This window comes from Bradyrhizobium pachyrhizi (assembly GCF_001189245.1).
Lineage (GTDB): Bacteria > Pseudomonadota > Alphaproteobacteria > Rhizobiales > Xanthobacteraceae > Bradyrhizobium > Bradyrhizobium pachyrhizi.
Window position 1 is genome coordinate 259,544 of the sequence record NZ_LFIQ01000119.1, and the last position, 14,358, is coordinate 273,901.

Consider the following 14,358-nt stretch of genomic DNA (forward strand, 5'->3'; position numbering starts at 1 on the left):
TCGATTTCCAGCCGTCCTAGCAACAATGCGCTGCGTCGCCAGACGAGGCGCGCCTTGTCGAGCGTCAGCCAGACACCGTCCTTGTCGGTGATGCTAACGTCGCGGACCGTTGCATCCGAGGACAGCACACCATCGACGGCGCCGACATGGACCCGGGTCGCCGGCGTCGAGAGCGTCCGCGAGACGAGAGTGGCTAGCACATCCTGCTGGTTCTCGCCGCCCCGAACCGCCATGCCGTAGAGCACGAGCACCGCAGCGGCAATGAGGCCCAAGGCCACGACGGCGGAAACGACGATGAACAGCCGTCGGATGCGCATCAGAAGGCTTGCCCAATGCTGACATAGATCGCGTACCGGCTGTCGCCGGGGCGAGGGTTCAGCGGTGTCGCAACGTCAAGGCGGATCGGGCCGACTGGCGTGAGATAACGCAAGCCAAGTCCCGCGCCGTAGCCCACATAGTCGTCGAAGCCTGGCAGGGATGATCGGGAGGCGGTGCCAAAGTCGAAGAATGGCACGAGACCGATGGTGGGCGTGATCCTGACCCGCACCTCGGCGGAGCCCTCGATCAAGCCGCGACCACCGGTGATTTGGCCGAACATCATCGGCGAAATGGTGTTGAAGCCGTAACCGCGCACGGATCCGCCGCCGCCGGCGAAGAAGCGATGTGCATCCGGAATCTGGTCGAGCGGCGCGCCCGCAAGCGAGCCTGCGGCCAACCGACCCGCCAGAACGTAGTCGGCCTGCTCGTCGAGCGCATAGTAGGCCGAGCCCGCAACCCGCGCTTCGAACAGATCGATCGTGGAACCCATCAGCTTCGGATAGGCATTGACGGTCGCCGAGAGGCGCACACCGCGCGTGGGGTCGAGCGGATTGTCTGTCGTGTCGTAGCGGCCGGTCGCCGTGAAGCCGATCAATGTCGCATCGACCCGCCCCAGCACGTCCTGCGATTTTGATTGCTCGACCTGAAGACCGGCCTGCAGCGAAGCCGCCTCCGAAAAGCGATGGATCACGCCGAACGTGCCGCGCACCGTGTCGTCAGTGTAACCGCCGAGGTCGTTGTTGCCGACACGCTCGCGGAACGCAGTGGCCTCGATCAGCAGATCGTTGGCCGTACCGAATAAGCCTGGCTTGATGAAGGTTCCGGTAAACCGTGCGCCAAAATCCGAGCCGCTCAGATTATTGAAGCCGGTGAAGGACGTACCGTCGATCCGTTGCAGGAGCGAGGCAGACGCTTCGAGCCTCAGGCGCTCGCCGCCGCCGAATATGTTCCGATCCTCGTAGTAGCCAGCAATGCCGGGACCATCGACAGTGGAATATTTCGCCGAGAGGCCCACCGCGTGCCTGGGCCTTTCCGTCAAATCGATGAAGACCGGCAGATTGCCATTGGCATCGAGCTTCTCGGCCTCGCGGACGCGAATTCCCCCGATGGCCGGGATCTTTGCGATCGAGGTTTTCGCCAGGGCAAGCCGCTCTGGCGAATAGGGCTCGCCTTCCCTCAGGTAGACATGCGTGGCCACCACTCTCGGATCGACATCTCCGCCCGAGATCATCACGGCGCCGATGCCGGCCTTGGAGCCCGCTTCGACCCGCAACCGAAAGTCCATCGCAGCGGCGCCATGATCGACGGTGGCCTTGACGTCGGCGACCTTCGCGAGCGGATGTCCGTTGCTGCGGAACCAGTCGACGAGCTTCACTTGCGCGGCGCGCAGGTCGGCGGAAATCGCAGGATCCCCGGACTTCAGCGCAAACGCGCGTCGCGGCAAGCCCTGCGGCGCTTGGTCGCGCGGATAATCTACATCAACGGCGCGCAGCTTGAACAACGGACCAAGTCGCGCGATGACCTTGACGGGCACAACCGTCCGATTGCGAAAGCTGTCGGCCCGGTGCGCGGCCGCGGCAAGCCCAGTCTCGTCGAGGGAGATTGGAACTCCATCTATCGTCACATCGATCTGGGCGTTGTAGCGGCCAAGCCCCCAAAGTGCATCGAGCAGCGGATTGATATCCGCCTGCAGCCGGCGCGCGAGACCATCCCCGTCCGGCGGCGGTTCCTGTCGAAGGCGATAGGTGCTGGCGGCATCGCGCAATGCTTGTTCGGCGTCGCTATCGTTCTTGCCCTCCGGCGTCTTGGCTTCGATCTCCAACCGATAGGACAGCGTCGTGGCGCTGACCGGCGGCGGATCGTCGGAACCGAACAGACCAAAGAAGTCGAGCGCGTGAGCCTGCTCGCACAGCGAGCAACCGACGACAGCGACGCACGCCGAACGCAGAACGCGTCGCGCTGCAGCGATGAAATATCTTCGCCTTGCCCGCGCCGGCAAAGGCGGCAGGCATCGTCGCACCACGATTTGCTTGATTGTTCCGCTCCGCCTGCCTGTTGACACGACCCGAGTCTCCGCACCTCGGGTTCCGGCGATCCCCTGTCTCCGCATTCAACAGGCACCACACGCGAAGTTGATAGACTCATGATGGACAATGTTGGGCAAACGTAAGGGAACCTCGACGTTCGTCGCAGTTATCCGACCTCCAATGCGCGCCACCATCGGTTCCGGCAACCGCATCTTGCGAGCAATCCGCCACGCGCGTGATCAGGATTACGTGGCGCTGATGCTGGAATCGTCGACAGTTAAAAGCAGAGTGCAAGCTCGGCCGATCCTATCCGCAAATGCAGGGGAACAAGTTCAGGCCGAGCCGGCAGGCTGCTGCCGCGGCCGATCAACGCGGAGCCCGTCGGGCGGCGCGTTGCGCAGGCGCTTTAACCAATCCAGGCCCTGCCACTGATTTGCCCGACGGCGCAAGCCGCCGCAGCTGTGGTCTTACCTCCCGCGTTCTTTATTACGCGGGACCTATGGGTGCGATCGGCACCCGGCTTTCCCTGCGCCCTCTGTTTTTAGAGTGGCGAAACGAAATGCAAAGCTCGGACAGATCATGTCGCAAGAGCGCGGAAGTATGACTCACCGGCAGCGCAATACATTCGGTGTCGTCCCAGCGAAGGCCGGGACCCATAACCACGAATGCGAATTGGGTTGCAGAGCTGCGACCACAGCTCATTTCAACAACACAGCCCTGTGGTATGGGTCCCTGCTTTCGCAGGGACGACGTGGGGAAGGAGTCGTGTGCTTTCATTCTCCCCGGTATTATGCCCGCGAAGGCGGGCGATCCAGTACGCCGCAGCCTCTCGGCGTCTCTGGACCGGATCACCCGCATGCGCGGTGATGACACAGAACAAGCTCCGCGGCATTGCGCCGCGAGCCGCGCTGCGGCGCAACAATCAAAATGAGACTGCCCGTTAAGCCACCCGGCGCCGACGACATCCGCGCCGCGCCCGCCTTCGGCTAGCTTTGCCGGCAACAACCGGACGTCCACCAGCCTTCGCACGCCAAGCGGACGCCGGCGACAACACAGAGGGAGGAGCGCGATGTTGAAAGGCAGTTTGGGACTGATTGCGTTGAGCAGCCTGTTGCTTTCGGGCACGGCGTTCGCTCAGGAGAAGATCAAGGTCGGCGTCACCGCGACGCTCGAGGGCACCTACACGGTGCTCGGCGAGGACGGCATGCGCGGCTTCCAGACGGCGCTCAACGTGCTCGGCAAGAAGATCGGCGACAAGGAGCTCGAATTCGTCGTCGCCTCGACCGACGCGACGCCCGACTCCGCGGTGCGCGCGGTGCGCAAGCTGATCGAGCAGGACAAGGTGCAGATCCTGCTATCGCCGCTGTCCGGCGACGAAGGCATCGCGGTCAAGAATTTCGCCAAGACCCATCCGGAGCTGACCTTCGTTAACGCCGCATCCGGCGCGCAGGAGACGACCTATGTCGATCCGGCGCCGAACTTCTTCCGCTACAACATGGACGGCGCGCAGTGGCAGGTCGGCCTCGGCAAATACGCCTACGAGACCAAGGGCTATCGCAAGATCGCGACCGTCGGCGAGGACTACTCCTTCATCTACACCCAGGTGTTTGGCCTGGTGCTCGAGTTCTGCGGCGCCGGCGGCCAGGTCACCAACCGGCAATGGGTGCCGCTCGGCACCAAGGACTTTGCCTCCGTGATCGCCGCGCTGCCTGACGATGTCGATGCGATCTATCTCGGCCTCGGCGGCGCCGATGCCGTCAACTTCCTCAACCAGTATCAGCAGGCCGGCGGCAAGGCGCATCTCATGGGCGGCTCGATCATGATCGACCAGACCATCCTGTCGTCGAAGGGCAATGCCAAGAACGCGCTGATCGGCACCATCGCCGCCAGCGGCCAGGCCGATACCTGGGAGGATCCGGGCTGGCAGAAATTCGTCAAGGCCTATCAGGATGCCTTCCCGCCGGCCAAACGCTTCCCGAGCCCGTCGCTTCTCGCGACCAACTATTACGGCTCGACGATGGCGCTGATCCTGGCGCTGCGCCAAGTCAATGGCGATCTCTCCAACAACCAGGCCAAGCTCAAGGACGCGCTGGCGAAGATCGAGATCGACGCGCCGAACGGCAAGATCAAGCTCGACTCCAACCGCCAGGCGATCGGCACCAATTTCGTCACCGAGGTGGTCGATGACGGCAAGGGCGCGCTGTTCAGCAAGGTCGTCAAGGTGATCCCGAACGTCAACCAGACGCTGGGCTACGATCCGGCGGTGTTCGCCAAGATCGGCCTGCCGAGCCGCACGGTCCCGGAGTGCAAGAAGTACTGACGTATTTGTTGCAGTGCAGGCTGAACGGCCGCGGCATGGTGCGCGGTTGCATCAAGAGCCCTGCTCGCCCTTGCTTTCCGCGGGCGGATGATGAACGCTTGTCGAAAAGACAAGAACATCCCGCGGGAGGGGAGGCATGAGCAGGGCGCTTGCCGTCTTCCACGGCCGGTTCGGTCGCGCGACGGTCTATCAGTTGAACCGTCCCTTCAACGTGCATGCGCACCGCGAGGGGCATCTGATCTTTCATGTCGGCGGAACGCCGGCGCAGATCGACGTCTCGGAGCAGCGGCTGCTGCTCAAGGACGATACCGTGGTCGCGGTCAACCCGTGGGAACCGCACAACTTTCTGCCGACCGACATGGACCACGGCGCGATCTTCTTCGTGCTCTATGTCAACGCCGAATGGTTCGCGCCGCAGCCCGCGACGGCACAGGGCCTGCGGTTCGGCCGCACCTTCTTTCCGCGCACCGAAGCGCTCGACCGGCTGATCCGCCGCACCGCAGCACTGGTGTGCGGCGCGCCGTCGCTGCGCAGCCTCGATTGCGAACTCCGGCAGCTGATCGACTCCTGCTACGAGGAGAGCTGGCAGGCCGCGCAGGACGCGCGCGCGGCGGCCGCGGTAACCGACTTCAGGGTCCGCAAATCGATCAAGCTGATGTCGGAAAGCCCCGGCGCCGAGATCGAGCTCGATGCGATCGCGCGCGAGGCCGGGCTGTCCCGGCCGCATTTCTACCGGCTGTTCCGCACCCAGACCGGCGTCACCCCTCACCTCTACATGAACACGCTGATCATGGAGCAGGCGCTCGATGCGCTGGTCGCGACCGAGACGCCGATCGCCGATATCGGCTTCGACCTCGGTTTCTCCTCGCAGAGCGGCTTCACCCGCTTCTTCGCCGCCAATGTCGGCATGGCGCCGACCGACTATCGCCGCGCCGCCAAGGTGTTGCGGCCGTGAAGGAGTTCCGGAGCACACGATAAAAGATACTGTCGATCAAATCCTGAGCTCTCGCCCTCGGTAGGATACTGGACACGCGGCCCGGCAGACGGCCGCGACCAGTGAGGGAACGCGACGGAGATGGCCAGGTTCATCGAACGCCATCCGGCCTGGGCGCTGATCGTAATCATCGCGGTCGCGGTGCTCGCGTGGCTGGTGTTCGCGATCTGGCCGCCGGGGCTGGAGGCCGCAATCGGCCGCAAGCGCGTGTTCCTCAACGCGGTGCTGAACGGCATCACGCTCGGCGGGCTCTACTTCCTGGTGGCCAGCGGCTTCACGCTGATCTTCGGCCTGATGCGCAACGTCAACCTTGCGCACGGCTCGCTCTATCTGTTCGGCGGCTATGTCGGCTACGCGATCAGCAGCTGGACCGGGTCGTGGCTCCTCAGCTTCATCATCGCCTTCATCGCGGTGGCGCTGGTCGGCGTGATCCTGCAGCTCGTCGTATTCCGACGCATGGAGGGTCAGGACCTCAGGCAGACCATGGTGACGATCGGGCTGTCAATCGTGTTCGCCGATCTGATGCTCTGGGTGTTCGGCGGCGACTTCTACCAGATCCAGACCCCGAGCTGGCTGATCGGCCCGATCCAGCTGCCGCTGCTGACCGCGATCAAATCATCGGGCGAACCGGTCTATCTGCAATATCCGCTGGTGCGGCTGGTGATCTTCGCGGCCTCCGTCGTGATCGGGATCGCGATGTGGCTGGCGCTCAACCGCACGCGGATCGGCATGATCGTGCGTGCCGGCGTCGACGACCGCGACATCCTGGCCGCGACCGGGGTGCGGATCCAGCTTGTGTTCGTACTGGTGTTCGCGCTCGGCGCGGGCCTTGCCGGCATTGCCGGCGTGGTCGGCGGCACCTTCCAGTCGCTGTCGCCGGGCGAGGATACGCGGTTCCTGCTCGCCTCGCTCGTCGTCGTGATCGTCGGCGGCATGGGCTCGATCCCGGGAGCGGCGCTCGGCGCCGTCATCATCGGCCTCGCCGAGCAGCTCGGCTCGGTCTACATCCCGACCTACGCCATCGTCGTCACCTTCCTGATCATGGTGCTGGTGCTGGCGCTGCGGCCGCAGGGCCTGCTCGCGAGGCGATGACAGATGTCGTTGCTCCAGAGCACCCAGTTCCGCCCCGATCCATCCGCCGACGCGCCCCGCCGCGCCTGGGTCCGTGCCTGGCCGGAATTCCAGAACCCCGCGGCCTGGCTGGTCGCTCTGGTCCTCGTGATCATGCCGCTGATCGCCAACGGCTTCTTCCTGATCGAGATCTTCGCCACCACCCTGATCCTCGGCATCATCGCGCTCAGCCTGATGTTCCTCGCCGGCTATGGCGGCATGGTCAGCCTGATGCAGCTCACGATCGCGGGCTTCGCTGGCTACATGGTCGCGGTGTTCGGCATCAGCGGCAACGCCAATATCAGCCTCGGCTGGCCGTGGTGGCTGGCAACCCCGATGGCGCTGGCGCTGGCGACGCTGTTCGGCACGCTCGGCGGCGCGCTCGCAGTGCGCACCGAGGGCATCTACACCATCATGATTACGCTGGCGATCGGCGCTGCGTTCTACTACTTCACCAACCAGAACTGGGCGATCTTCAACGGCCACACCGGCATCAACACCGTCGCGACGCCGCATTTCTGGGGCGTCGACTGGCGCGCCGATATCGCCTTCTATTATGTCGCGCTCGGCGTCGCCGCGATCTGCTACTTCGCCGTCCAGTATGTCTCGCGCGCGCCGTTCGGCCTCGCACTGCAGGGGGTCCGCGACAATTCCCGTCGCATGGCGGCGCTCGGCTTCAACCCCAATGCGCACCGCATCGCGGCCTACGCCTTCGCCGCCTTCATCGCCGCGCTCGGCGGCGTGCTGCAGGTCTGGAACTACCGGCAGATCTCGCCCGGCTCGGTCAGCGTCGGCGCCTGCATCGACGTCCTGATCATCGCCGTGGTCGGCGGCATCACGCGGCCGATCGGCCCGTTCATCGGCGCGCTGATCTTCGTGCTGCTGCGGACCTTCGCGCTCGACGTGCTGATCAAGTTCGGGCTCGACGGCAATCGCTTCCGGCTGCTGATCGGGCTCGGCTTCCTCGCCATCGTGTTCTGGTCGTCCGACGGCGTGATCGGCCTCTGGGAACGCTGGCGGCGGCGCAATGCATCCTCGACCCAACGTTCAGGCGGAGGCCGGCATGGATAGCGTCGCGCAGCGGCTGTCCGTGGTCGGCGCCGGCGCGGCGCTCGAGTTGCGCGGCGTGACGCGGCTGTTCGGCGCGCTGGCCGCGCTGACCGACGTCACCATCACTGTGCGGCCGGGCGAAAGGCGCGCGGTGCTCGGCTCAAACGGCGCCGGCAAGACGACGCTGTTCAACTGCATCACCGGCGACTTTCCGCCCTCCTCCGGCACGATCCGCTTCTTCGGCGAGGACATCACCCAGTTCCCGCCCTATGAGCGGATCCGCCGGGGCTTGCGCCGCACCTACCAGATCTCGGCGCTGTTCCCCGGCCTCACGGTACAGGACAACGTCTACCTCGCCTGCCGCGGCGTCTCGCGCGGCCGCTTCTCGTTCCTGCGCGCGGGGCAGAACGATGCGCTGATGCACGCGACCGAAACGCTGGTCCAGGCCGTGCACCTCAGCGGCGTGAAGGACCAGCGCGTCGCCGAGCTCGCACATGGTCAGCAGCGGCAGCTCGAGATCGCGCTGGCGCTGGCCGGCGCGCCGCGCTTCATCCTGTTCGACGAGCCGGCGGCGGGTCTGTCGCCGACCGAGCGGCGCGAGCTGATCGAGATCCTGACCTCGCTGCCGGCGCATATCGGCTACATCATCATCGAGCACGACATGGACGTCGCGCTCCGCGTCGTCGAGAGCGTCACGATGATGCACAACGGCCGCATCTTCAAGGAAGGTCTGCCGCGCGAGATCGAATCCGATCCCGAGGTGCAGGAGCTTTATCTCGGAGGCGGCCATGAATGACCGCCGGGCAGTGCCCGCTCTCGAGGTGAAAGGCCTCGACGTCTATTACGGCCATTCGCACGCGTTGCAGGGCGTCGATCTCACGCTCGAGTCCGGCGTGTTCTCGGTGGTCGGCCGCAACGGCATGGGCAAGACCACGCTGTGCAAGGCCATCATGGGCCTCGTGCGCGCCAGCGGCGGCTCGATCCGGATCCGCGGCGAGGAGGTCACGCGGCTCAATCCGGCGCGGATCGCCCGGCTCGGCGTCGGCTACGTGCCGCAGGGCCGCCGCCTGTGGCGCTCGCTGACCGTCGACGAACACCTCGCGCTTGCCGGCAGCCTGCGGCGCGGCGCCTGGACCATTGAGCGAATCTACGACACCTTCCCGCGTCTCGCCGAGCGCAAGAACAACGGCGGCAACCAGCTCTCCGGTGGCGAGCAGCAGATGCTCGCAATCTCGCGCGCATTGCTGACCAATCCGCATCTGCTGATCATGGACGAGCCGACCGAAGGCCTTGCGCCCGTGATCGTTGCCCAGGTCGAGGATATGCTGCTGCGCCTAGGCGATGAGGGCGATATCTCCGTTCTCGTCATCGAGCAGAACATCGGCGTCGCGACGGCGGTGTCGCGCAACGTCGCCATCATGGTCAATGGGCGGATCAACCGGATCATCGATTCCGCCCGCCTTGCAACCGACCGCGAGCTGCAGCAGCGGTTGCTCGGCGTCGGCACTCATGGCGCTGACGAGACCGACGCCGAGACTGCGCCGGTAAAGGCCGAAGCGGCCGGCGCGCCGCAGCCGCAGCGCAGGGGACCGACCCGCGTCTACGTCTCCAATCCCGTGCTGCCGACCCGCTGGTCGCAGCCGGTGCCGATCGCCCGCATCGAGGCCGCCGCGCGGACGCAGTCCGCCGGAGTCACGCGGCTCGAGGAGGCAACCCGGCAGCGACGCGAACCGACGACCTCCCGAACGTCCGGGCCGCCGGTCGTCCTCATCGTCGGCACGCTTGACACCAAGGGTGCCGAGCTGCGCTTCATCCGCGAGATCATCGCCGGCAGCGGCCTGCGCACGCGACTGGTCGACGTCTCGACCAGCGGCAAAGCGGCGAGCTGCGATGTCACCGCGCAGGAGATCGCACTGAACCACGGCCGGGGCGGCTCCGGCGTGTTCGGCGCCGATCGCGGCGCCTCGGTGACGGCGATGGCGGAGGCGTTCGAGCGATGGCTGCGCCGCCAGGGCAATATCGCCGGGATCATTTCCGCGGGCGGCTCCGGCGGCGCGTCGTTGGTTGCGCCGGGCATGCGCGCGCTGCCGGTCGGCGTGCCGAAGCTGATCATTTCCTCGGTCGCGTCCGGCGACGTCGGTCCCTATGTCGGTCCCGCCGACATCACCATGATGTATTCGGTGGCCGACGTGCAGGGTCTCAACTCGATCTCGCGCACGGTGCTCGGCAACGGCGCCCATGCGCTGGTCGGCATGGTCAAGGCGCGGCTCGATGAGCAGGCCGGCAAGCAGCGCGATGCAGGCGCGAATCTTCCGGCGATCGGCATCACCATGTTCGGCGTCACCACCCCGGCGGTGCAGAAGATCGCCGCCGACCTGCGCGAGGATTTCGAGTGCCTCGTCTTCCACGCCACCGGCGTCGGCGGCCGCTCGATGGAGAAGCTGGTCGAGTCCGGGCAACTCGCGGGCGTGATCGACCTCACCACGACCGAGGTCTGCGACTTGCTGATGGGCGGCGTGTTCCCGGCGACCGAGGATCGCTTCGGCGCCATCATCCGCAGCCGCGTGCCCTATGTCGGCTCGGTCGGCGCACTGGACATGGTCAACTTCGGCGCGCCCGACACGATCCCGGAGCGCTATCGGCAACGCAAATTCCATGTCCACAATCCGCAGGTCACGTTGATGCGGACCACGCCGGAAGAGAACGAGCGCATGGGCCGCTGGATCGGCGAGCGGCTCAACCAGATGGACGGGCCGGTCCGCTTCTTCCTGGCCGAGGGCGGTGTCTCCGCGCTCGATTCACCCGGCCAGCCGTTCTGGGACCCGGAGGCCGATGCGGCGCTCTTCCGCGCGCTGGAGCGCACCGTGCGCCAGAACGGCAACCGGCAGATCATCCGCATCAAGCGCAACATCAACGATCCCGAGTTTACCGCCGCTATCGTCAACGCGTTCCGCCCTTTGCTCGGACGCGCCGGTGGTCGGCGGAGAGTGGCGAGGTGACCCATGGCCAGGTTTGAACGCAATGCGCTGTTGAAGAAGTTTCACGCCATGATCGCACGCGGCGAGCCGATCGTCGGCGGCGGCGCCGGCACCGGACTGTCGGCGAAATGCGAGGAGGCCGGCGGCGTCGACCTGATCGTGATCTACAATTCCGGCCGCTACCGCATGGCCGGCCGCGGCTCGCTGGCCGGACTGATGCCCTATGGCGATGCCAACGCGATCGTCGTCGAGATGGCCGGCGAGGTGCTGCCGGTCGTGACCAGGACGCCGGTGCTCGCCGGCGTCAATGGCACCGATCCGTTCCGTGACATGGACGTCTTCCTCGACCAGCTCAAGGCGCTCGGCTTTGCCGGCGTGCAGAACTTCCCGACCGTCGGCCTGATCGACGGCACCTTCCGCGCCAATCTCGAAGAGACCGGAATGTCGTATGCGCTCGAGATCGACATGATCGCGAAGGCGCATGAGAAGAACATGCTCACCACGCCCTATGTGTTCAGCGAGCAGGAGGCCGCCGCGATGGCGATCGCCGGCGCCGACATCATCGTCTGCCACATGGGTCTGACCACAGGCGGCACGATCGGCGCGCAGACCGCGCCAAAGCTCGCCGACTGCCCTGCCCGCATCGAGGCCTGGGCCGAGGCTGCGCTCAGCGTCAATTCGAACATCATCGTGCTCGCGCACGGCGGTCCGATCGCGGACCCCGCGGATGCCGACTTCATCATGAAGAAGACCCGCAACTGTCACGGCTTCTACGGCGCCTCCTCGATGGAGCGCCTGCCGGTCGAGCGGGCGCTGACGGATCAGGTTCGCAAATTCAAGGCGATCGGCGCGCGCTAGCCGCCGTGGACCAAGGGAGGAAGAGATGTCGGGGATGCTGGTTGGTGAATTGATCCTCTGGCTCATCGTAGCAATCGTCGCGATCGTCATCATCGTCTATGTCGTGAACTGGCTGTATCACCGCTCGTCGAAGGAGGTCTCCTTCGTCCGCACCGGCTTCCTCGGCGAGCGCGTGGTGATCAATGGCGGCGCCTTCGTGCTGCCCTTCATCCACGACTACACGCCGGTCAACATGAACGTGCTGCCGATGGGGATCGTGCGCTCCAGGCAGGACGCGGTGATCACCCGCGACCGGATGCGCGTCGACATCGAGGCCGATTTCTACGTCCGGGTTCAGCCGACCCGCGAAGCGGTCTCGATCGCTGCCGCCACGCTCGGCCGCCGCACCATGGAGCCCGAGCAACTCCACACCCTGCTCTCCGGCAAATTCATCTCCGCGATCCGCTCGGTCGCCTCCGAGATGACGATGGAGCAGATGCACGAGCAGCGCGGCGACTATGTGGCGCGCGTCAAGGCCAATGCCGCCGAAGCACTCGCGCAAAACGGCCTCGAGTTGGAGTCGGTCGCGATCACCGATCTCGATCAGACCGACCTCGAATATTTCAATCCCTCGAACCGCTTCGACGCCGAAGGCTTGACCCGCCTGATGGAGGACATCGAGGCCAAGCGCAAGCTGCGCAACGACATCGAGCAGGACTCGATGATCAAGATCCGCTCCCGCAATCTCGAGGCCGAGCGGCAGGCGCTGGAGATCGAGCGCGAAAGCGAGACCGCCCGCCTCGAGCAGGAACGCGATATCGAGATGCGCCGCGCCTTGCAGCGCACCGAAGTGGCCCGCGAGCGCGCGCTACGCGAGACCGAGGCCGAGCAGGCCCAGATCACCGCGCGCGAAGCCATCGAGAAGGCGCGGATCGCCAACGAGCAAGCGATCACCGAAGCCCGGATCGCCTCGGAACGCGAGACCCGGCACAAGGAGATCGAGCGGACGCGGGCGGTCGAAGAGAAGGAGCTGCTGGCCCGCGAGGAGATCGAGAAGGTCCGGATCGCCAACCAGCGCTCGGTCGACACCACCCGCATCGCCTCCGAGCGCGAGGTGCGCCAGCGCGAGATCGAGCGGATGCGCACGGTCGAGGAAGCCGAGATCGCCGCCCGCGAAGCGATCGAGAAGGCCCGCATTCAGCAGGACCGCGTCGTCACCGACGCCCGCATCGCCAATGAGGAAGAGACCCGGCGCCGTGAGATCGAGCGCACCCGCGCGGTCGACGAGGCCGAGATCGCCGCGCGCGAGGCCACCGAGAAGGCGCGTATCGCCCAGACCATGACGGTCAATGTCGAGCGCATCTCGTCCGACGAGCGCACCCGCGCGCTGGAGATCCAGCAGGTCCGCACCATCCAGGAAGCCGAGATCGAGGCGCAGAAGGCGGTCGAGGCCGCCCGCATCGCGCGCGAGAAGATGCTGGCCGCCGAGCGCATCGCCGCCGACCACACCACGCGCAAGCTCGAAATCGAGCGCAACCAGGCGGTCGAGATCGCCGGGATCAGTGCCCGCGAAGCCACCGAAGCGTCGCGGATCGCTCAGGAAGAGCACGTCCGGGCGCTTGAGATCGCGCGCACCCGCGCGATCGAGGAAGCCGATATCGCCTCCCGCGAGGCGATCGAGGCGGCGCGGATCTCGCAGGAGAAGTCGGTCGCCGCGCAGCGCATCCGCGCCGAGCGCGAAACCCGCGGGCTCGAGATCGCGCGCACCGAGGCGATCGAGGCCGCCGAGCTGAAGCGCCGCGACGCCATCGAACGGCAGCGCATCGATGTCGAGCTGACGCTGGAGAGCGAGCGGATCGCCTCCTCCAGGACCCGCGAAGTGCTCAACATCGACCAGAAGAAGGCGATCGAGCTCGCCGACGAGGAGCGCGTGATCGCGCTCGCCGCCAAGCGCTCCGAGCGGATCGATGCCGACCGGCAAGTCCGGCAGGCCGAAATTGTGGCGCGCAAGGACATCGACACCACCGACGTCTCGCGCGAGCAGGCGCTGGAGGCGGCCCGGATCGAGCGGCGCCGTGCGATCGAGCAGCTCGAGGTCGCCCGCAACCAGTCGCTGCAGGAGGCCGAGATCGTCGCCCGCGAGGAGGTCGAGCGCGCCCGCATCGCCTCCGACCGTGGCCTCGACGAGGCCCGCATCGGCCGCGAGCGCGAGCTGCGCAAGCTCGAGGTCAACCGCGAGAAGGACGTCGAGACAGCACTGATGGAGAAGGCTATCGCGCTGCATCAGAAGTCGCTGGAGGAGTCCGCGGCGCGCGCCGCGGCCGAGGACGCCCGGATCCGTGCGACCGAAGCGGCCGAGCGCGTCGTCACCGCGCGCGAGAGCGAGATCGCCAAGCGGCGCAAGACCGTCGAGGTGCTGCTGGCCGAGAAGCAGGCCGAGGAGACCAGGATCGCCGCGGAAGCCGAACGCGTCCGCGCCGCGGTCGAGGCCGAGGCGCAGCGCCTGCTCAACGAAGCCGAGAACGTGTTGACCGACCAGGCGCGCTACTCGCTGTTCCGCCGCAAGCTGCTCGACCGGATCGAGGGCATCGTGCGCGAGAGCGTCAAGCCGATGGAGAAGATCGAAGGCATCCGCATCCTCCAGGTCGACGGCCTCAACGGCAATGGCCATGGCAACGGCGCCGGCCGCAGCGCCACCGACGAGGTGATCGACTCGGCGCTGCG

At 66.2% G+C, this 14,358-nt stretch carries 9 protein-coding genes; 8 read left to right on the forward strand and 1 reads right to left on the reverse strand.

Going from position 1 to position 14,358, the window contains the following annotated elements:
- Positions 1 to 316: 316 nt before the first annotated feature.
- Positions 317 to 2,083, reverse strand: coding sequence for an autotransporter assembly complex protein TamA (locus tag AKL29_RS36200; protein ID WP_244482614.1), 1,767 nt, complete (start codon positions 2,081 to 2,083; stop codon positions 317 to 319).
- 1,331 nt (positions 2,084 to 3,414) lie between these two features.
- Between AKL29_RS36200 and AKL29_RS36205 the strand changes: the two genes are divergently transcribed.
- The 8 genes from AKL29_RS36205 to AKL29_RS36240 form a co-directional block, all read left to right on the forward strand.
- Positions 3,415 to 4,665 (forward strand): ABC transporter substrate-binding protein, encoded by a 1,251-nt coding sequence (locus AKL29_RS36205; protein ID WP_028333311.1) that lies wholly within the window; start codon positions 3,415 to 3,417, stop codon positions 4,663 to 4,665.
- A 136-nt stretch (positions 4,666 to 4,801) separates the two neighbouring features.
- Positions 4,802 to 5,620: a helix-turn-helix transcriptional regulator gene (locus AKL29_RS36210; RefSeq protein WP_016847806.1), complete on the forward strand. Its 819-nt coding sequence runs from the start codon at positions 4,802 to 4,804 to the stop codon at positions 5,618 to 5,620.
- Between the two features lie 120 nt (positions 5,621 to 5,740).
- Positions 5,741 to 6,751, forward strand: coding sequence for a branched-chain amino acid ABC transporter permease (locus AKL29_RS36215; protein ID WP_050387450.1), 1,011 nt, complete (start codon positions 5,741 to 5,743; stop codon positions 6,749 to 6,751).
- Positions 6,752 to 6,754: 3 nt separating this feature from the next.
- Positions 6,755 to 7,840, forward strand: a complete 1,086-nt coding sequence (locus AKL29_RS36220; protein ID WP_050387451.1) for a branched-chain amino acid ABC transporter permease — start codon at positions 6,755 to 6,757, stop codon at positions 7,838 to 7,840.
- On the forward strand, positions 7,833 to 8,615 hold the full coding sequence (locus tag AKL29_RS36225) for an ABC transporter ATP-binding protein (RefSeq protein ID WP_050387452.1): 783 nt from the start codon (positions 7,833 to 7,835) through the stop codon (positions 8,613 to 8,615). The genes AKL29_RS36220 and AKL29_RS36225 overlap by 8 nt, the downstream gene beginning before the upstream one ends.
- Positions 8,608 to 10,818 (forward strand): ABC transporter permease, encoded by a 2,211-nt coding sequence (locus AKL29_RS36230; RefSeq protein ID WP_050387453.1) that lies wholly within the window; start codon positions 8,608 to 8,610, stop codon positions 10,816 to 10,818. Before AKL29_RS36225 ends, AKL29_RS36230 begins: the two co-directional genes overlap by 8 nt.
- A gap of 3 nt (positions 10,819 to 10,821) precedes the next feature.
- Entirely contained in the window at positions 10,822 to 11,655 is an 834-nt protein-coding gene (locus tag AKL29_RS36235) for a phosphoenolpyruvate hydrolase family protein (protein WP_050387454.1), read from the forward strand.
- Positions 11,656 to 11,680: 25 nt separating this feature from the next.
- Positions 11,681 to 14,358: flotillin domain-containing protein (locus AKL29_RS36240; protein ID WP_244482634.1), on the forward strand; the 2,678-nt coding region annotated here is incomplete at its 3' end.

Excerpts from the sequence above, each read along its gene's own strand:
- AKL29_RS36205 (WP_028333311.1), top strand. The coding sequence starts at position 3,415 with ATGTTGAAAGGCAGTTTGGGACTGATTGCGTTGAGCAGCCTGTTGCTT.
- AKL29_RS36210 (WP_016847806.1), top strand. The coding sequence starts at position 4,802 with ATGAGCAGGGCGCTTGCCGTCTTCCACGGCCGGTTCGGTCGCGCGACG.
- AKL29_RS36215 (WP_050387450.1), top strand. The coding sequence starts at position 5,741 with ATGGCCAGGTTCATCGAACGCCATCCGGCCTGGGCGCTGATCGTAATC.
- AKL29_RS36220 (WP_050387451.1), top strand. The coding sequence starts at position 6,755 with ATGTCGTTGCTCCAGAGCACCCAGTTCCGCCCCGATCCATCCGCCGAC.
- AKL29_RS36225 (WP_050387452.1), top strand. The coding sequence starts at position 7,833 with ATGGATAGCGTCGCGCAGCGGCTGTCCGTGGTCGGCGCCGGCGCGGCG.
- AKL29_RS36230 (WP_050387453.1), top strand. The coding sequence starts at position 8,608 with ATGAATGACCGCCGGGCAGTGCCCGCTCTCGAGGTGAAAGGCCTCGAC.
- AKL29_RS36235 (WP_050387454.1), top strand. The coding sequence starts at position 10,822 with ATGGCCAGGTTTGAACGCAATGCGCTGTTGAAGAAGTTTCACGCCATG.